20 protein-coding genes are annotated in these 19,029 nt (G+C 47.8%); 9 read left to right on the top strand and 11 right to left on the bottom strand.

Translation table 11 applies throughout. The features are described 5' to 3' along the window. Window positions 1–58 precede the first annotated feature (58 nt). The 4 genes from XMG59_RS05640 to pstB all read left to right on the top strand — a co-directional run bounded on the left by XMG59_RS05640 (window position 59) and on the right by pstB (window position 4,693). Entirely contained in the window at window positions 59–1,090 is a 1,032-nt protein-coding gene (locus tag XMG59_RS05640) for a substrate-binding domain-containing protein (protein WP_173498348.1), read from the top strand. Between the two features lie 69 nt (window positions 1,091–1,159). Next, window positions 1,160–2,542: a phosphate ABC transporter permease subunit PstC gene (pstC, locus tag XMG59_RS05645; protein WP_173498349.1), complete on the top strand. Its 1,383-nt coding sequence runs from the start codon at window positions 1,160–1,162 to the stop codon at window positions 2,540–2,542. Then, window positions 2,535–3,842, top strand: coding sequence for a phosphate ABC transporter permease PstA (gene pstA / locus XMG59_RS05650; protein ID WP_173498350.1), 1,308 nt, complete (start codon window positions 2,535–2,537; stop codon window positions 3,840–3,842). Before pstC ends, pstA begins: the two co-directional genes overlap by 8 nt. An 8-nt stretch (window positions 3,843–3,850) precedes the next feature. Next, window positions 3,851–4,693, top strand: a complete 843-nt coding sequence (gene pstB / locus XMG59_RS05655; protein ID WP_173498351.1) for a phosphate ABC transporter ATP-binding protein PstB — start codon at window positions 3,851–3,853, stop codon at window positions 4,691–4,693. Here the strand turns inward: pstB and XMG59_RS05660 are convergent. Then, window positions 4,690–6,201 (bottom strand): exopolyphosphatase, encoded by a 1,512-nt coding sequence (locus XMG59_RS05660; protein ID WP_173498352.1) that lies wholly within the window; start codon window positions 6,199–6,201, stop codon window positions 4,690–4,692. The two genes, pstB and XMG59_RS05660, sit on opposite strands and share 4 nt — an antisense overlap. Continuing rightward, window positions 6,185–8,254 carry a polyphosphate kinase 1 gene (gene ppk1 / locus XMG59_RS05665; RefSeq protein WP_173498353.1) on the bottom strand — a complete coding sequence of 690 codons (2,070 nt, stop codon included), beginning with the start codon at window positions 8,252–8,254 and terminating at the stop codon, window positions 6,185–6,187. The genes XMG59_RS05660 and ppk1 overlap by 17 nt, the downstream gene beginning before the upstream one ends. A gap of 198 nt (window positions 8,255–8,452) precedes the next feature. On the opposite strand from ppk1, the gene phoU reads away from it, so the two are divergent. The 4 genes from phoU to phoR all read left to right on the top strand — a co-directional run bounded on the left by phoU (window position 8,453) and on the right by phoR (window position 12,201). After that, window positions 8,453–9,172 carry a phosphate signaling complex protein PhoU gene (phoU, locus tag XMG59_RS05670; protein ID WP_173498354.1) on the top strand — a complete coding sequence of 240 codons (720 nt, stop codon included), beginning with the start codon at window positions 8,453–8,455 and terminating at the stop codon, window positions 9,170–9,172. A gap of 105 nt (window positions 9,173–9,277) precedes the next feature. Continuing rightward, on the top strand, window positions 9,278–10,138 hold the full coding sequence (gene ubiA / locus XMG59_RS05675; protein ID WP_173498355.1) for a 4-hydroxybenzoate octaprenyltransferase: 861 nt from the start codon (window positions 9,278–9,280) through the stop codon (window positions 10,136–10,138). Window positions 10,139–10,209: 71 nt separating this feature from the next. Next, window positions 10,210–10,905, top strand: a complete 696-nt coding sequence (gene phoB, locus XMG59_RS05680) for a phosphate regulon transcriptional regulator PhoB (RefSeq protein WP_173481835.1) — start codon at window positions 10,210–10,212, stop codon at window positions 10,903–10,905. Between the two features lie 9 nt (window positions 10,906–10,914). After that, complete coding sequence (gene phoR, locus XMG59_RS05685; RefSeq protein ID WP_173498356.1) at window positions 10,915–12,201, top strand: phosphate regulon sensor histidine kinase PhoR; 1,287 nt, start codon at window positions 10,915–10,917, stop codon at window positions 12,199–12,201. 6 nt (window positions 12,202–12,207) lie between these two features. On the opposite strand, the gene cysZ is transcribed toward phoR, so the two are convergent. The 9 genes from cysZ to hisB are packed head-to-tail and all read right to left on the bottom strand — an operon-like array spanning window position 12,208 to window position 17,338. After that, window positions 12,208–12,966 carry a sulfate transporter CysZ gene (gene cysZ, locus XMG59_RS05690; RefSeq protein WP_173498357.1) on the bottom strand — a complete coding sequence of 253 codons (759 nt, stop codon included), beginning with the start codon at window positions 12,964–12,966 and terminating at the stop codon, window positions 12,208–12,210. 7 nt (window positions 12,967–12,973) lie between these two features. Beyond that, window positions 12,974–13,204, bottom strand: coding sequence for a hypothetical protein (locus XMG59_RS05695; protein WP_173498358.1), 231 nt, complete (start codon window positions 13,202–13,204; stop codon window positions 12,974–12,976). A 10-nt stretch (window positions 13,205–13,214) separates the two neighbouring features. Then, complete coding sequence (locus XMG59_RS05700; protein ID WP_173498359.1) at window positions 13,215–13,646, bottom strand: hypothetical protein; 432 nt, start codon at window positions 13,644–13,646, stop codon at window positions 13,215–13,217. Further along, window positions 13,643–13,915 carry a hypothetical protein gene (locus XMG59_RS05705; protein WP_173498360.1) on the bottom strand — a complete coding sequence of 91 codons (273 nt, stop codon included), beginning with the start codon at window positions 13,913–13,915 and terminating at the stop codon, window positions 13,643–13,645. The genes XMG59_RS05700 and XMG59_RS05705 overlap by 4 nt, the downstream gene beginning before the upstream one ends. Continuing rightward, complete coding sequence (locus XMG59_RS05710; protein WP_173494594.1) at window positions 13,915–14,517, bottom strand: DUF416 family protein; 603 nt, start codon at window positions 14,515–14,517, stop codon at window positions 13,915–13,917. Before XMG59_RS05710 ends, XMG59_RS05705 begins: the two co-directional genes overlap by 1 nt. Before the next feature lie 22 nt (window positions 14,518–14,539). Beyond that, entirely contained in the window at window positions 14,540–15,313 is a 774-nt protein-coding gene (hisF, locus tag XMG59_RS05715; RefSeq protein ID WP_173481828.1) for an imidazole glycerol phosphate synthase subunit HisF, read from the bottom strand. Window positions 15,314–15,323: 10 nt separating this feature from the next. Then, on the bottom strand, window positions 15,324–16,064 hold the full coding sequence (hisA, locus tag XMG59_RS05720; RefSeq protein WP_173481827.1) for a 1-(5-phosphoribosyl)-5-[(5-phosphoribosylamino)methylideneamino]imidazole-4-carboxamide isomerase: 741 nt from the start codon (window positions 16,062–16,064) through the stop codon (window positions 15,324–15,326). Window positions 16,065–16,090: 26 nt separating this feature from the next. After that, window positions 16,091–16,741 (bottom strand): imidazole glycerol phosphate synthase subunit HisH, encoded by a 651-nt coding sequence (gene hisH, locus XMG59_RS05725; protein ID WP_173482644.1) that lies wholly within the window; start codon window positions 16,739–16,741, stop codon window positions 16,091–16,093. A gap of 3 nt (window positions 16,742–16,744) precedes the next feature. Continuing rightward, complete coding sequence (hisB, locus tag XMG59_RS05730; RefSeq protein WP_173481825.1) at window positions 16,745–17,338, bottom strand: imidazoleglycerol-phosphate dehydratase HisB; 594 nt, start codon at window positions 17,336–17,338, stop codon at window positions 16,745–16,747. A gap of 123 nt (window positions 17,339–17,461) precedes the next feature. Between hisB and XMG59_RS05735 the strand changes: the two genes are divergently transcribed. Then, window positions 17,462–19,018, top strand: a complete 1,557-nt coding sequence (locus XMG59_RS05735; protein WP_173498361.1) for an AsmA family protein — start codon at window positions 17,462–17,464, stop codon at window positions 19,016–19,018. Window positions 19,019–19,029: the final 11 nt, after the last annotated feature.

A 19,029-nucleotide genomic window follows, 5' to 3' on the forward strand; every position in this document is an offset into this window, starting at 1 on the left:
AGTTATCAAAGAGGTAAGCGACAGCCTACCGACTGATTTAAAAACTAAGGAGTTTGAAATGTTCCTACGACTCGCAACAACAGCTGCTACTTTAACCGCTCTAATGAGCACTCCAGCAATGGCTCGTGATAACGTGAGCATTGCTGGTTCATCAACCGTTCTTCCATTCGCAACAATCGTTGCTGAGCGTCTAGGTCGTAACCCAGCGTTCAACACACCTGTTGTTGAATCAGGCGGTTCTTCTGTTGGTAAAAAAGGTGTTTGTGACGGCATCGGTACTGAATTCATCGATATCGGTAACGCTTCTTCACGCATGAAGAGTGGCGAACTAGAGTACTGCGACGCAAACGGAGTAAAGATTACTGAGATCAAAGTCGGCTACGACGGTATCGTATTTGCTAACTCTAAAGACGCTGCTCAACTTGAGATCTCTCGCTCAGATCTTGGTAAAGCGCTAACAGCTAAAGTAGCCGTTAACGGTGAGCTAGTTGATAACCCATTCAAAACTTGGAAAGACGTTAACCCAGCGCTTCCAAATGTTGCCATCCGTGTCTACGGCCCACCAACGACTTCTGGTACTCGTGCATCATTCGCTGAAATCATCAACGAAAAAGCGTTCTGTAAGAAAGACGACGAGATGAAAGCAGCGCTAAAAGCAGCAGGCAAAAAAGCAAAATCTTGCCGTGCAATGCGTACTGACGGTGCATACATCGAAGCTGGCGAGCAGGACAACCTGATCGTTCAGAAGCTACAAGAAGACTCAGAAACTTTCGGTATCTTCGGTTTCTCTTACCTAGACCAGAACTCTGACACTCTACAGGGTGCGAAACTAGACGGTGTAGCTCCTACATTCGAAGCGATTGCTGACGGTTCTTACAAAGCATCACGCGCACTGTTCATGTACGTTAAGCACCAGCACATTGGTGTTGTACCAGGCATTGCTGAGTACATGACTGAGTGGACTAAACACTGGGACGAAGATGGCATCCTAGCGGACGCTGGCATGATCCCAATGCCAACTGCAGAACGTGAAGAGATGGCTGCTCGTATGACAGCACTGCCAGTTCTTACTGCTGATGCTCTTAAGTAACCCAACCCTAGATTGAAATTAATCCGGCCTGTCTTACAGGTCGGATTTTTCAGCATTTGAGATACTGAAATGACACTGACTTCGTTGCTAATTATTTTAACAGTCATCAGTCTCGCCTTTTACTTCATAGCTAAAAGGACGGTTCTTATCGCTCGATCAAATGGGCAAACCTTCCACTCGCTTCCAAACTACTATGGCCTTTGGGCTGGCTCGTTAGCCTTCTTCCCAGCGGTCGTCGTACTGATTCTCTGGTCTATCATTGATATTCAGCTGTTCCAAAGCTGGGTGCGTGATTTCTATCCTCCTGAAATCCTTGCTGCAGGCGGTTCACAAGCCATTGTGGCGCTCGCCAAGGTAGAAAACATTGTCGCAGGCATCCGTTTTGGTGAACCTGAAGCCTGGGTACTACAAGCAGGAGAAGCTTGGATTGGCTGGGCTGCAACCTCTACGATGCTGAAATCCGCCGTGGTTTTAGGACTAGCAACGGCCTGTGGTTTGATCGCTTACCGTCAGATCGATTCCGATTTTCGTGCACGTAACGGTGTAGAAAAACTGATCTCATACGGTCTGATTGCAGCATCAACCATCGCCATTCTTACGACCATTGGTATCGTACTGTCTGTACTGTTTGAAACCATTCGATTCTTCCAACTGGTTCCTCCTACTGACTTCATATTTGGTACCGAATGGAACCCTCAATTTGAAGGTGCAGAGCGCGCTGGATCAGGTGGCGGCGAAGCGAAATACGGCATGCTACCGATGTTTGCGGGCACCCTGTTGATCTCCTCTATCGCGATCATCGTTGCAGTGCCAGTTGGTCTTGCCAGTGCGGTCTACCTAGCCGAATATGCTTCGCCAAAAGTGCGTTCGACCGTTAAACCGCTGCTTGAGATTCTTGCCGGCGTACCCACTGTGGTTTACGGCTTCTTCGCAGCCTTAACCGTTGCGCCTGCTATCAAAGGGTTTGGTGAATCATTAGGCCTTACTGTTGCGTCTGAATCAGCACTCGCGGCAGGTCTCGTCATGGGAGTTATGATCATTCCATTCGTCTCATCACTTTCAGATGACGTGATCAATGCGGTGCCTCAATCACTCCGTGATGCGGCTTACGGATTAGGCTCGACTAAGAGCGAAACCACCCGCCAAGTGGTCCTTCCTGCGGCACTGCCAGGTATTGTTGCGGCCGTCATTCTTGCGGTGTCTCGTGCAGTCGGTGAGACCATGATCGTAGTAATGGCTGCAGGCCTAGCGGCCAACCTTTCATTCAACCCTCTCGATGCTGTCACAACCGTGACATCTCAGATCGTTACAATTCTGGTCGGTGACCAAGAGTTTGAGTCGGCGAAAACACTATCAGCATTTGCGCTATCTACAATGCTGATTATTTTGACCTTGGGTCTAAACTTCTTCGCCCTTCAAATTGTTAAGAAGTACAGGGAACAATATGACTAACAAGGCATTCAAGGGCCTCTCACCTCAAGAGGCGACTGCGCGCGTTGAAGCGTCACTGAAACAACGTCGCAAGAAAGAGAAACGCTTTCGTCTGATGGGCTTATCGGCTGTCGGTCTAGCGTTAACCTTCCTAGTCGTTCTGTTCTCGGGCATCTTAACCAAAGGCCTGCCAGGCATGTTCCAGCACTACGTTCAGCTGGATGTGGTATTGGATAAAGCGCGTCTTGACCCACAGGGTGATATGTCAGATGCCTCGCTCTTCTCGGGTGATGCCGACAAAATTATTTTGGAAGCCTCACTCGCCTCTATTGGTGAAGAGGGAGGCCGTAAAACTAAGAAGGCCCTTCGTAAGATGGTCTCTTCGGGTGGCTCACAGCGCCTGATCGATTTCGTAAAGGCTAACCCTGAATTGATGGGCACAACGCAAACCATTAAGTTTGCTGTGGATGATGATATCGACTCGTTCCTGCGTGGATTCATTAAACGTGAAACCCCTGAGAAAGATCGCCGTATCAACGACTTCACAATCGAGATCGTAGACAAGTGGCAAGAGGCCGGTTTAATCAGCTACGAGCTAAGCGACTACCTATTCTTCGGTTCGGCATCGCGTGATGCAGAGATGGCCGGTATTAAAGGGGCTCTTTTCGGTTCGCTTCTGACGCTGGCTATCTGTGTCAGCATCGCCTTTCCTTTGGGTGTTGCGGCAGCGGTTTATCTTGAAGAGATAGCTCCAAAAAACCGTTGGACTGAGATCATTGAGATCAATATCAACAACCTAGCAGCGGTACCCTCAGTGGTATTCGGCATCATGGGCTTGGCGATCTTCATTGTCACCTTCGGCATGCCACGATCAATCCCACTCGTAGGTGGTATCGTACTGGCACTGATGACTCTGCCGACGATTATCATCTCCTCGCGCGCGGCGATTCGTGCAGTACCACCGAGTATTCGTGATGCCGCATTGGGTATTGGCGCATCGAAAATGCAGACCATTTTCCACCACGTTATCCCACTTGCGATGCCAGGCATGCTGACGGGTACCATCATTGGTATGGCGCAAGCTCTAGGTGAGACGGCACCACTGTTGATGATTGGTATGGTGGCCTTCATTGTTGATATTCCTGGTGGCTTTACCGACCCTGCGACGGTACTACCGGTTCAAATCTTTATGTGGGCTGACTTTGCAGAGCGAATGTTTATTCAGAAAACCAGTGCTGCAATCATCGTACTACTGGCCTTCCTTATCTCGATGAACGCGGCTGCAATCATGCTTCGTAAGAAGCTAGAGCGTCGTTGGTAAGCAATCACATGAACGAATCTAAAGACTTAAACAATTCAACGGACAAGAAGATGGAAAACAGTAATATCAAAACGACGGGTAATGTGTTTGTTGAAAACCCGCGCATGACTGCTCGTAATGTTGACGTTTACTACGGCGACAAACATGCCATCAAAGATGTCACCATCAATATTGGTGAGCAGGAAGTCATTGCTTTCATCGGCCCATCCGGCTGTGGTAAATCAACCTTCCTTCGTACCTTGAACCGTATGAACGATACCATCGATATCTGTCGAGTCGAAGGTACCATCGCACTGGATGGTCAAGATATTTACGCGCCATCCGTGGACGTTGTACCACTTCGTGCGCGTGTCGGTATGGTTTTCCAGAAGCCAAACCCATTCCCTAAATCGATCTACGACAACATCGCTTACGGCCCTCGTATTCATGGCTTAACTAAAAGCAAAAGCGAGCTGGACGACATCGTCGAGTCGGCACTAGAGAAAGCGGGCCTTTGGAACGAAGTTAAAGATCGTCTAGATCAACCGGGTACAGGCCTATCGGGCGGTCAGCAGCAGCGTCTATGTATCGCACGCGCGATTGCGGTAAGCCCAGAGGTCATTCTTATGGATGAGCCTTGTTCCGCACTGGACCCGATTGCGACAGCAAAGGTCGAAGAGTTGATTGAAGAGCTTAAGAGCCAGTACACCATCGTTATCGTCACGCACTCAATGCAACAGGCAGCGCGTGTCTCTGATCGTACAGCCTACTTCCACCTGGGTGATCTGATTGAGGTGGGTAACACTGAACAGATCTTCACCAACCCATCACACCAGCTAACTCAGGACTACATTACTGGCCGTTTTGGTTAAAGCAGAAATTCAATACGCATATCGATGCCATACTGTTTACAGAAAGACTCTTCCCTTTCGAGGTCCGCAATCAGCAGTGGATACTCATCACTGACCTCTGCATCCAATGAGAGGGTGAGTCGCTCGCCATCAAAATCTATTTTAGGCACTTCGGGGTACTCGGTGCTCCGGCTTAGGTGCCAGATAACAGAGAGGCGCAAAATAAGAATCAACGCGATGGCATGTTTTTTCGATAGCATGCCAAGGTTAGTCACTAGGGACTTTTTAATCTTTTTACGGTGCAGTCGAACCATTAGAGCGACTAGCTTTTGCTGATCGAAACTAAAACCGGCTAAGTTTGAATGCTCTAAGATGTAGGCTGAGTGCTTCTGCAAACCACTTGAATTTAGGTTGAGTCCCACCTCATGTGTCAGTGCTGCGTATTGCAGGTAACGACGTGTAAAAACCGGTAGTCGCAACTCAGGCGCTAACTGTCGCCAAAGTTTTGTTGCTGTATCACTGACACGTTCAGCGTGTTTAACATCAACATGGTAACGCGCCATCAAGGAGCGAATCGCACGCGTTCTAGTATCCTGTTGGTCTCCTGAAGACGCAGTAAATTCACCCAATAAACCTTCTCTTAAAGCACCTGAAGAGAATTTAGCTTGCTCAATTTCGAGACTAGAGAAAACCGCATCTAAAATCGCCAATCCACCGGCAAATATCTGCAACCGCTGCTCACTAATACCCTTTACAACCTTACTGGATAACTCATTTTTGACGACTAATTTACGCAAGGCTTTTATCGATTTAGCCGAGATCTCTTTCGGATCATAGCCCAAGTTTTCACTAGCAGTTGCTATCGCTTGAGCTGAACCTGAAGTACACCGGACTTGATTCCAACCGATGGATGCAAAGAGGGCTGAAAAGCGTTCCAACTGCTGTTGCGCATAAAGCTTCGCTTTTTTATAAGAGGCCTTATCAACGCCTTTACTGAAGAAGGCCTCAGTAAAACTCACCGAACCCATGGTATGAGAGCGACCTAACTCCAAGCTATTCTCACGACCGAGAGCAACCTCTGTGGACCCGCCTCCAATGTCTATAACCAGGGTATTACCCGCTAGGTGTTCTGAGCTTGAAACACCCAAATGAACCAGACGAGCCTCTTCTTGACCACTGATAATCTCGATAGGGTATGGAAAGACTTGTCTAGCCGAGGCAAGAAATTCACTGCGATTTTTAGCAATGCGCAACGTGTGTGTACCGACCACACGAACCGTGCAGTTAGGAAAGGGAGTCAGTTGTTCAGAAAACGTCTTAAGTACTGCTACTCCACGCTCGATCGCTTCTTCGGACAGGTTATTTTTAGCGTCTAAACCCTCAGCCAAGCGAACACGCTCTTTGTGTTTAAAAAGGGGCTGCACATCATCGTGAAGTTGACGCACGACCAACATGTGAAAACTATTAGAACCGAGATCAATCGCTGCAAAGTGTCGTGGTTCAGATTCGGAGTTATGCTTGTCGTTCACGAGAGCGCTCCAGCTGTTTTAAGTAGTCGTAAATTGCCATCTGTGAGCGTATTTTCTTGCGATTGCCACGAGTGACGTATTGATTGCTCTGTTCGGGATCTAAAGCTCTAGCCTTAGTGTTGTCTCGCCATTGTAGATCGAGCTGATCCTTAATGAGCTTACGAACATTCTTATCCAATATCGGGCAACCGACTTCAATTCGGTGGTCGATGTTGCGGGTCATCCAGTCTGCGGAAGTTAAAAACATCTTTCGTTTACCACCGGCATAAAACAGTGACACACGAGCATGCTCAAGATAGCGGTCAACAATACTTATAATTTTAATATTGTCGCTGACGCCTGGTATACCGGCTAATATGTTACACATTCCGCGAACGATTAGACGTATTTTGACTCCAGCTTGGCTCGCTTCATAAAGTTTATTAGAGAGCCCCTCGTCGACTAGATTATTCACTTTCAAAAAGATCTCGGCACGATTGCCATTTCGTGCAGCCTCAATTTCATCATCAATCAGTTGATTGATTGGGTCACGGCTGTAGTTTGGACTAACCTGAAGATATTTGAACTTGAAATTTTTGTAAGGATTGATAATAAAATCAAAGACTTTTTCGAGCTCTGCTGTAATTTCAGGTCGTTTAGTAAAAAGACCAAAATCGGTATAAATTCGGGCAGTTTTCTCGTTCAAATTACCGGTACTAATGTAACCATAAGCAACCTCTTCACCCGCCTCTTCACGTATGACGTGGATGATTTTTGCGTGGCACTTGAGTGAGGCAACACCAAACTCAACGACAACGCCAGCTTCGGTAAGTTCTCGTGCCCATTCAATATTCGCCTCTTCATCGAATCGTGCACTGAGCTCGACAATGACAATCACTTTTTTACCGTTTTTAACGGCCTCAATCAGTGACTTAAGAATCTGACTATTGTTAGCGACTCGGTAAACGGTGACCTGTATCTGCTTAACGGCGGGATCGAAGGATGCCGCACGAACAAAATCAGTCAAATAACGAAATTTATAGTAGGGATAATGGAGCAGTATGTCCTCATTAGTAATCGCTTCAAACACATTTGAAGCATTATCAAATTGAGCACTGTTAAGAGCTGAGAGCTTGTCGTTCTCTAAATAGCGCGGCCCAACGTTAGGGAAATTGATAAAGTCTTTAAAATTTCGATAACGCCCGCTCGCAGTGGTTTCAGCATCAGGTTGCAGCCCCAAGTTGTCACACATGAAATCAAACATGTAATCAGGCATCATTTCGTCATAAACCAGACGCACGGGCCTATTGGTATCACGCTGCTTAATCCCTTGAGACATCTTTTCTAAGAGGGATAACTCAACATCTCGCTCTAAGTCATAATCCGCATCACGGGTTACTTTGACGGCAAACATCTCTGCTGAGTCAAAATCGATAAAACCGTCAAAAATATCGTCGACGCAGTAACGAATGGCGTTATCGAGCACGATAATTGGCTTTCGCCGCTGACCTTTGATTCGAGGTAGTTGGATAAATCGATTGGTTTTATCTGAAGGAATCTCAAGAAGGGCATACTGAACTGAAGTCCCTTTTTTTAGGGCACACATCAGGTACGCATCTTCATCATTCATGACGTTAGCAAGCTTGGTGTTCTCATTCACTAAGATGGGTGTGATGTGGTGCAGGACCTCATCTCGGAAGTATTTCCGTAACCAGCCACCCTCTTTCTCGTTCAACTGATCGTTATTGATCAGAAAGATATTGCGACGGGCGAGTCCCTTGATGACATCTATGTGGATGTCATTAAAACGATCTGCGAGAGTTTGTACCTTCTCATTCACTAGATGTAACAGGTTTTCAGCCGACATCCCTTTGGGTTCGACCTTGCCTAGTTGCTCAAGACGTAGGCGACGGTGCAAGTCTGCAACCCGAACTCTGAAAAACTCATCTAAATTGCTGGAGTAAATACCCAAAAAACGGACACGCTCAATGATGGGTACGTTTACATCCGCAGCTTCCTGCAGTACGCGTTCATTGAACGATAACCAACTTAACTCTTTTTCAATTAACTGCATTGCGTGTCCATTGGGCTTATCTCAACAGCCTAAAAAGCTGATTTCTTTGATAATCATAAGTTTTATCGCAAGGTAAGCCTACCCTTTAGAGATATATTTTGCTTTAACCAAATCGACACGAAACTGTCACAAATCTCTAACATTCTTTTGAAATACTAAAGGTAATTAGACCTATTTGACCTGAAAAGAGGGTTTGTAATGCGCGACAGTGGCGAGATCTATTCGCAACACACATCAAATAAGTTCAACGAAGAGCTTGAGAGGCTTCGTTCCGAATTTTTAGAGATGGGCAGAACCGTTAAGCAGCAAGTCACTGACTCTTTGCATGCACTGCTCAATCAAGATATCTCACTGGCTGAATCAACTCGTGAGCTGGATCGAGAGACCAATCGCTTCGAAAATCAGATTGATAAAGCCTGTGAACAGATCATTGCGCTTCGCCAGCCAGCAGCCGTTGATTTAAGGCTGGTTCTGTCAATCAACCGTGCCATTGTTGATCTGGAGCGTATCGGAGATGAAGCCTCTCGCGTTGCCAAACAGGCCATCGATCTGTCAAATAATGAATCGAGTAGCAAAAGTCTTCATGAGGTCAGCCACATTGGTGAGCTGGTCACAGACATGCTCAACTCAGTATTAATCGCTTTTGAAAATCGTGACATCGAATTAGCGTACAAAGTGGTCAAGAGTGATAAACATGTTGATCGTGAGTACCAGTCGACCATGCGAGCTTTAATCACTTTCATGATGGAAGATTCACGCTCTATCAGTGGTGTGCTAAATATTATCTGGATCCTTCGTGCACTGGAACGAATCGGTGATCATGCCTGCAATTTGGCTGAGCAAGTCATCTACCAAGTCAGCGGTACCGATGTTCGTCACATGAAGACCAAAGAGATCAAAAAGATCGTTCGCGAGTAAGCTTGCGACTCTGCTTCTAACAAAGCCACCTTCAGGTGGCTTTGTTGTTTTAAGCACTCCCTCACTTCATACTACCACCTTAATTTAAAGATACTTGAGTCACTTGTGATCACTGCAGATAAACTCCATGCCGCATGGCAATTGATGCGAGCAGACAAACCGATTGGCACCTATCTCTTGTTATGGCCAACTCTCTGGGCTTTATGGATCGCCGCAGGCGGTTTACCCAGTTGGGATCTACTGTTTATTTTTACCTTTGGGGTATGGGTGACTCGTTCAGCCGGCTGCGTAATTAACGACTTTGCAGACCGTAAAGTGGATGGCCATGTAAAGCGCACCTCAGAACGCCCACTTCCAACGGGACGCATCACTAGCAAAGAAGCCATTGGCTTATTCGTCGGGTTAATGTTAATTGCGTTTATCTTAGTGCTGTTCACGAACAAAGCCGCGATCATGCTGTCGCCCATCGCTCTGTTATTAGCCTTCAGCTACCCCTTTATGAAGCGCTACACCCACTTCCCCCAAGTCGTTTTGGGTATGGCGTTTGGTTGGGGAATTCCTATGGCCTTTGCTGCCACCTTAGGCGAAGTGCCATTAGTCGGCTGGTTAGTCTTCCTTGCTAAAATTTTATGGACGGTCGCTTATGACACCATGTACGCCATGGTCGATCGGGATGATGATTTAAAGATAGGTATCAAATCGACAGCTGTATTTTTTGGCCAATACGATCGCATGGCTATAGCCGGCCTGCAGTTTGCTGCTCTTGCTGTACTGGTGTGGATTGGAATACTGGAATCCCTTGGAATCTATTTCTATCTTGGACTGATTGGCGCAATCGGGTTCTTTATCTACCAGCACTGGCTGATAAAAGATCGTGAACGCATGCCCTGTTTCAAAGCATTTTTAAATAATCACTATGCTGAACTAGTTGTTTTGGTGGGATTAGCTGCTGATTACGCACTGTAAAACGTCATTGTCATCTTTTTGTAACGAAAGCATCATTTAATGAGGTCAATGAAACAGATGAGAGAGTTACCATGAGTCGTTCTAGACGCATACTGATCGTTGATGATGAATCCGCTATTCGTGAAATGATTGTAATGGCACTAGAGCTCGCCGGCTTTGAGACACTAGAGGCCTGTGATGCAAAAACAGCCCATGCCATGGTCATTGATGAAAAGCCTGACATGATGCTGCTCGATTGGATGATGCCTGGTACCAGCGGAATAGAGCTAGCCAAGCGTCTTCGCAGCGACCCTACCACCAAAGACCTACCGATCATCATGCTGACGGCGAAAGCTGATGAAGACAATAAAATTCAGGGCCTTGAAGCGGGTATAGATGATTACATTACTAAGCCTTTTTCACCCAAAGAGCTGATCGCTCGCTTAAAAGCGGTTCTTAGAAGAAGCCTTCCCGAGAGTGATGAGGGCGCCATCTCAATCGGTGGGATTATTTTAGATCCAGTCTCACATCGGGTTTCGGATGCTTCCGGCCAGTCGCTCAATCTAGGTCCAACAGAGTTCAAACTGCTTCATCTGTTTATGACACATCAAGATAGAGCCTATTCCCGGGGCCAATTATTAGATATGGTTTGGGGCGGGAATGTCTATGTGGAGGAGCGAACAGTGGATGTGCACATTCGACGTCTTCGCAAAGCACTAGGGCCAGACCTTGGTAATTTAATCCAAACGGTTCGTGGTACAGGATACCGTTTTTCAACCAAACTCTAGGATAGATTTGTGACCGAATCGATAGCACGCCAACTACTTGGCCTTCTCAGCTTTACTCTTGCTGGTGCAGTTCTCGGTTTTTTTACAAGTCACAACCTAATACTGGGTGCATTATTTGGCTCTTTGCTTTGGTCGATATTGAGTTCGCTGCTGAACGCAAAGTTAGTCACTTGGCTAGACCAAAATCTCAGCTCGCCAGATCCTAAATTACCCTTTGAACAGGGGCGTATTGTTCGCTCGATAGCCAACTATCGGAATAAGACGGAAGCTGAATACGATGAGATCCATGCCGATATGGATCAGTTTCAAGCAGCTACCTCTGCCATGAAAGACGCCATCGTCATCATTGATAATCAAGACAATATTGAGTGGTGGAATAATGCCGCTGAAGAGATATTAGAGATAACCATTGAGCAGAAACATAAAAGGGTACAGGAGGTCTTTTCTGAACCTAATTTCTTAGAATTTTACTCTCAATCGTCTCATATCGCTTCATTCAAAGCAGACTCAGCAGACCAAAAAAGAGTGCTTGAGTACCGTGTAGAGTCCTTTGGTGAAGGTGACAAAGTTCTAATTGTCAGGGATATCTCTGAGAGCGAAAAAGTCGGCCTTATGCGTCATACCTTCTTGGCCAATGCGTCACACGAACTGAGAACTCCAATCACAGTGATTCATGGGTATCTGGAAACACTACAAGAGCAAGAGCTGCCCAAACCAATACAAAAAGCGATCCACTCTATGCAGTCTCAGAGCAGTCGTATGGCTGCTCTGATTGCTGATCTACTAACCCTTTCTCGCTTGGAAACCAGCTCAGAAAATAAGAGCCGAAAGCCCATTTTCATAAGAGAAATGCTCAATGGAATCACCGAAGAGGCGAAAGATGTCTCTGGACCTAAACAGCATCAAATCTCGCTCAATATGGATGAAGGTTTTGACATTCTAGGCAATGAGGGTGAGGTACGTAGCGCCCTATCCAATCTTGTGTTCAATGCGGTTCGATATACACCGGCTAACGGCGTCATTGATATAGCATTGGAGAAACTGGACAACGGCGTACAGTTTTCAGTGACCGATACCGGAGTCGGTATACCAGCTGAACACATCCCACGAATCACAGAACGCTTCTACAGAGTGGATGAGGGACGATCACGCGACAGTGGTGGTACAGGTCTTGGACTGGCCATCGTGAAACACGTGTTGGTTAGGCACAATGCCAAATTAGGCGTTACCAGTAAACCGGGTGAAGGAAGCCGATTTAGTGTGACCTTCCCTGAAAGTCGAGTTGTTAAGATTTAACAGCGCTTACTCTAAACGACTTTGCTCATCCTGAGCTTCATACTCTTCCACCCAAAAGATCGTCGCGCCAATCACAGCCGCTGGCATCAAAATCAGATTGAGCAGTGGTACCAACATGCCAAGCTGTATCACCGAGCCTAGACTTAACGCAGACCAACGGCGCTCTTTCAATAACCCTTTCATTCGCTTGAAGGTCAGGCCGTTATTATCCATCGGGTAGTCGATGTACTGAATCGCCATCAACCACGCACTGAAGATGAACCAAAGCACTGGGGTCGCTAGGTTGATGAGCGGTATAAAGCCTAGAATCAACAGAAGCAAAACCCTTGGAATAAAGTAGGCTAGCTTAGCTAATTCACGTGCGAGGGTGCCGGGAATCATCTGCAAAAGGCTGAGTTCATTGCTGATCACATCGCCACGCAGACGCTGCTCGACCCGCTCTGAAAGGATGCCGTTAAATGGCGCCGCTATAAAATTCGCAACGACCGAGAAGCCGTAATAGACCATCAGCACCAAGACCAGCGCGAAAATGGGCCATAAGAAGTAGATCAGATAATCCAACCACCCCCAATCGGGTAGCCAAAGCGCAATTAGAGCATCAACCCAAGCGGAGAAGTTGGTCACCAGAAGATAGATCGCACCAACAAAGATAACTGTGTTGATCAGCAGCGGTACCAACACAAAGGCACGCAGACCTGGCTCCGACAGCATTTTGAAACCGCGGCCTAGGTAGGCCAAACCTGAGAAAGGCGAGTTCGTGCGCATAGTGAAATTACGCTAGGAAGTTTAGGTAGACTCGAATCACAACCGCCAGAATCATGCCGCTAAGACCGATGCGGTTGGTACGAAATTCGGTTGGGTTAAGTTTAAGTAGCGGCTCCCAAAAACGGATGATCGCTTTCCAATCGCCACTGCGAGTTCCATACATGGCTAGAGAGATGATGTAGATGCCCAAGCCACCCCAGAATAGGAAGGGCTCCATTGCTGCTAAATAGTAGTTCATTAACTTGTCCTTATTGTGTTGCGCAGTGCTGCTGCTTTTGACGCATCAGAAGACGACAGCCATCACCGCGGCTGTTCAGATCGTAGCAGGCAAAACGGGCCCACTCTTTCTCCTCTTCGCTCTTCTCTTGTTGGAACTCTGGCACCCCATCACAGAAGCTCTCTGCACGTTCGGCAACGCCCCAACAACCGCGCAAATACTGGCCAGCATCCACGGTACAGGAGATGCTTAGGCACTCTGCGATCTGACCAATGGCATCATCAAAACAAGCTGCGTCCGTTTTTACCCTACCCTGCTCTTCACCCTTAGCAAAGAATTCGGCAGCCGCCTGTTGTCGCTCTGCGTTGAACGCTTCGAGCCAATCATCACCGGCAAACTCTGCCCAGAGGTAGAAGCCGATGCCTGACAGTAAAATAAGAGCCCAGATGATCTTTTTAATCACGCAACGTCTCGCTTATTGGGTTTATAGAGGCCAACGATGGTTAACAGAAGACCCAACACACTCAACAGCATGCCGCCGTTCACCAACAGTGGGTAGCGCACCATAAAAGGAAAAAAAGGTTGTTCTGTCTGTGGATCACACTCTGAGAGAGCATAGTCGTAGAAACCACCGGTCGCCGTGCAGCTCTCGATCAAGTGCTGCTCGTACATGTAAGCCCCCATCAGTGCGAGGCTTGGAACAATCAGAAGAATAAGACCCAGTCTAAGCATTACTCTTCGTCGCTGATCCCTATGTTTGAGATGCCTTGGTTTTCACCAAGCTCACGCAGTGCTGTGATGGTTGCAGCATTCTGTTTAGCGCCGTTTAGCTGTTCCAGAACTTCGCTCTGAAACGCATCTTCATCCAGCATCATGTCGTGTGAGTTGATCATGCGGATCAGCTCTTCATCAGACATCTGATCGTCCGCTTCAGCAAACTCAATGTAAGCCGATACGGTCTCGTAAGAGAGGTTCGATACCGCAACCGCGTCGCTCGCCTCTTTCTCTAGCTTACACATCAGCGTTGAGTAGAGCGCCAGCATTGCATCGCGGGCAGGAATGGCACCAAAGGTGTCGAACTCATCGAGATCCACCAGGTTATCGTCAACATGGCCAAGCTGAACGTCGTAGTTTAGCTTGCTGCCGTTTTGAGCCAATTCACCCCATACGCCATCAAGCACTGTGCGCATGCGATCTAAATCGCCAAACTCCATCAACTTGGAGAACAGCGCGAAGTTATTGAACATACGCTCGGTCAGCGCAGCAGAGAAGGCAACCTGCTGCCAGTGCTCAAGGTTACGAATCTCAGTTTCTAGTTCATTGGGATCTAGCATCGATGCCTACCTTTGCCGTTGATTAAAGACGTACTTCAATACCGCGCTCACGCATGTACGCTTTCGCTTCGGGTACTGTGTATTCGTTAAAGTGGAAAATAGAGGCGGCCAGCACTGCGTCGGCTTTGCCTTCGATGCAGCCATCAACCAAATGATCTAGGTTACCAACGCCACCTGATGCGATGACAGGAATGGTCACCGCTTCAGACACTGCGCGAGTCACGCCTAAGTCATAACCACTTTTCACACCGTCTTGGTCCATGGAGGTCAGTAGAATCTCACCCGCACCAAGCTCTTCCATCTTTTGCGCCCATTCAACAGCATCTAGGCCGGTAGGCTTGCGACCACCGTGGGTAAAGATCTCCCAGCGGCCTTCTTCATCTGGAGCAGAGACTCGTTTCGCATCAATCGCCACAACAATACACTGGCTACCAAAACGATCCGCGGCCTCTTTGACAAACTCGGGGTTAAATACGGCCGCCGTATTAATAGAGACCTTATCAGCGCCAGCATTTAACAGCGTACGAATATCATCACAGGTACGAACACCACCGCCAACGGTCAACGGGATAAACACTTGCGACGCCATACGCTCAACCGTATGCACCATCGTGTCACGGCCTTCATGGCTGGCTGTGATATCCAAAAAGGTGATCTCATCAGCCCCCTGTTCGTCGTATCGACGGGCGACCTCAACTGGATCACCAGCATCACGAATATCGAGGAACTTAACGCCTTTAACGACGCGTCCGTTTTCGACGTCCAGACAAGGGATAATGCGCTTCGCTAGTGCCATCTATAAATCCTTACTTAGCCGTCAGCTGATCGCTAAGAGCCTGTGCTTCAGCCACATCCAGTGTGCCTTCATAAATAGCTCGGCCAGTAATCGCACCCAAAATGCCTTGGTCAGCCACTTCCGCCAATGCACGGATATCGTCGATGTTCGTGACACCGCCTGAAGCGACAACAGGAATACCGCCCTGTACCGCCAGATCAACGGTAGCCTCTACGTTAACGCCCTGCATCATGCCGTCACGAGCGATATCGGTGTAGACAATTGAAGAGACACCGTCATCACGGAAACGTTTAGCCAGATCAACCGCCATTACATCAGTCACTTCCGCCCAACCATCAATCGCAACGCGGCCATCTTGCGCATCAAGACCCACAATGATGTTGCCTGGGAAGGCTTTACACATCTCGGTAACAAACTCAGGCTCTTTAACCGCTTTAGTACCGATAATCACGTAAGAGACGCCGGCATCTAGGTAGGCTTCAATGGTCTCTGCAGAACGGATACCGCCACCGATCTGAATCGGTAGATCAGGGTATGCTTTAGCGATCTCACGAACGATACCACCATTGACTGGCTCGCCTGCGAACGCGCCATTCAAATCGACAAGGTGCAAACGTCGACATCCCGCATCGACCCACTTTGCCGCCATATCAACGGGGTTGTCAGAGAATACGGTTGAGTCATCCATACGGCCCTGACGCAGGCGCACACATTTACCGTCTTTAAGATCAATCGCAGGGATAATTAACATTGAAGCTTTTCCTATGGGTGAACGACTTAAACTTGGCCGTTCCAATTTACAAAATTCTTTAGAAGCTGAAGGCCCGCTTTCGAGCTCTTCTCTGGGTGGAACTGCGTAGCAAAGACATTATCCTTAGCCAAAGCCACATCAAAGTCGACACCGTAATTTGCGGTACCGGCAACCAATGCTTGTTCCGCCAACTTAACGTAGTAGCTGTGCACAAAGTAGAAACGTGTGTCGTTTTCTATGCCCTGCCAAAGTGGGTGATCAATACTCTGCTGAACCTGATTCCAACCCATGTGCGGCACTTTAAGCTTGTCGCCGTTGTCGTCTTTAAGATCTTTACCAAAGAAGTTAACACGGCCTTCAAACTCGCCTAAACACTCCACACCGCCATTCTCTTCAGAGAAGTTAGTCAGTGCTTGGTAACCCACACAGATACCTAGGAAGGGCTTTCCAGAGCTGATCGCTTCGCTCACCTCTTGATCCACACCAAGACGGCGCATCTCTGCTACACAATCGCGAATAGCGCCAACACCTGGCAGAAGGACGCGATCCGCATCGCGAACCTTCTGTGGATCAGCCGTCAACACGACCTGAGTGCCGTCGTCGGAAACCAGTTCAAGCGCTTTGGCAACCGAGTGCAGGTTACCCATACCGTAATCAATAACGGCAATCGTGCTCATAACTTATAGACACCCTTTAGTTGAAGGCATCATGCCAGCAGCACGATCGTCAAACTCCAATGCCATACGCAGAGCGCGGCCAAAGGCTTTGAATACAGTCTCCGCTTGGTGGTGAGTGTTCTTACCGCGCAGGTTATCAATGTGCAGCGTGACACCCGCGTGATTCACAAAACCGTGGAAGAATTCGCCAAACAGATCAACATCAAAACCACCCACAGAACCACGCACGAAATCGACGTGCATCTCTAGACCTGGACGACCTGAAAAGTCGATTACAACACGTGACAAAGCCTCATCAAGTGGCACGTAAGCGTGGCCGTAACGACGAATGCCTTTCTTATCACCAACAGCCTGCTTAAACGCTTGGCCCAGTGTAATGCCGATATCTTCGACCGTGTGGTGATCATCGATGTGTGTATCGCCATTCGCTTTGACGTTGATATCAATCAAGCCGTGACGCGAAATTTGGTCCATCATGTGTTCAAGAAAAGGGACGCCAGTATCGGCTTTAAACTCGCCGGTACCGTCCAAATTGATCTCAACACTGATCTGAGTTTCTAGCGTATCGCGTGATACGTTTGCTGTGCGTGCAGCCATGTTTCTCTCCGCTAGTCATGCGCAAAGCGCAAGTATAGCGAAATCGCGCTGGAAACGGCAGGTTAACTGGCTTTTTTTAATTTTCGACTACACTGAATGTAAATCCCTAATTTGGAAAACACTATGAAAGTCGCTATTCGAATAATCTTCGCCCTACTATTGCTGGCTGTTTTAATGGTTGGTGCACTGGCAGGCTACATGGCCTACCTGTTTGATCCCAACGAATACAAAGCCGAAATCGAGCAGCAAGCCAAAGAAAAAGCCGGCATTGAACTGGCAATAAATGGCCCGATCGGTTGGTCGCTCTACCCTACGCTTGCGGTTGAGCTGAGCGACATCTCTGCACAAACGAACGACTCACAACAACAGGCCACCCTCGAAAACGCACGAGCCGTTATTAGTATCCCAGCACTGTTGGGCGGCAAAATTGAAGCGGACAGCATTCAAATCACAGGGCTGATGCTCTCTATGCCCAATCAAGATCAAGGCAACCTCGATCTAGCCATCGATCTGACAACCGCCCTGCAATTCGATACCGAGAAGCAGATTTTGACTCTCTCCAACATCGATCTACGATTTGATGAAAGCCGCTTTAAAGGGTCAACAACCGTCGATCTGAACAGCTTTGCCATGCAAGTCAATTTAGCAGGGGACAGCATCGATTTGGATCGCTACCTCCCATCAAGCGACACTGAAGCAAATAGTAGTTCTTCCGAAAAAGGCTGGCCAACAGATCCAATCGAGATATCACTGCCCATTGCTGATAACTCTTCTTACCAGCTATCGCTCGATACCCTTATCGTGAAAAAGCAGACCATTTCTGACATAAAACTCAGCGCCAAAACCAAAGGGGGCGTGCTGACCGTCGATCAGTTAGATGCTAAAGCCTTTGGTGGCTCTTTAAATGCCACTGCCGAGATTCGAGCAGATAACAAAGCGCCAACCTTAACGTTCAATCCAAGGTTTAAAGACATTGCCGCTGAACAACTGATGGCACTGGCTATGGAAGATCCCATACTCTCGGCCAAAGTCGACCTAGCAGGAACGCTGAGCACTAAGGGGACATCCGTTAAGGCATTCATCGAAAACCTCAACGGCAAAATGACACTGACCGCTGACGAAGGGGTAATCAAAGGGATCGATATGGCACAAGAGCTTTGCCAAAAGATCGAGAACATCACTTCGTTCGGCTTCAACCCTGACCAGGTCGACAAAACCACCCCGATTGCTAACCTGAGCAGCGATTTCATTATTAAAAATGGCGTTGTGACCAATCCTGAACTTCTAGCTAGTGTCGATGCCGCCAACCTAGATGCCAACGGGACCGTTAACCTGCCCAAACAGTCACTGGATTACACCCTTGGGCTTACCATAAAAGAGGACCTCTTCCAGAAGAGCTGTGGCATCAATCCAGCACTGCGTGGCACCCGTATCCCCGTCAATTGCAGAGGCACATTCGACACCGACCCTGTTAAACTCTGCAAACTGGATACCCGCTTTGTTGGTGACATGCTGAAGAAAGTAGCTGGCGAGAAGCTGCAAGCAGAGATCGACAAGAAAAAAGAAGCACTCGAACAGCAAGCCAAAGAGAAGCTACAAGACTCTCTTAAAGATAAATTGGGCGAACAGCTGAAAAGCCAAGACGCCGGATCTCTGATTAAAGGGCTGTTCGGTAATTAATAAAGAGACCG

Source organism: Marinobacterium sp. xm-g-59 (assembly GCF_013283315.1).
In the GTDB taxonomy this organism is placed as follows: Bacteria; Pseudomonadota; Gammaproteobacteria; order Pseudomonadales; family Balneatricaceae; genus Marinobacterium_E.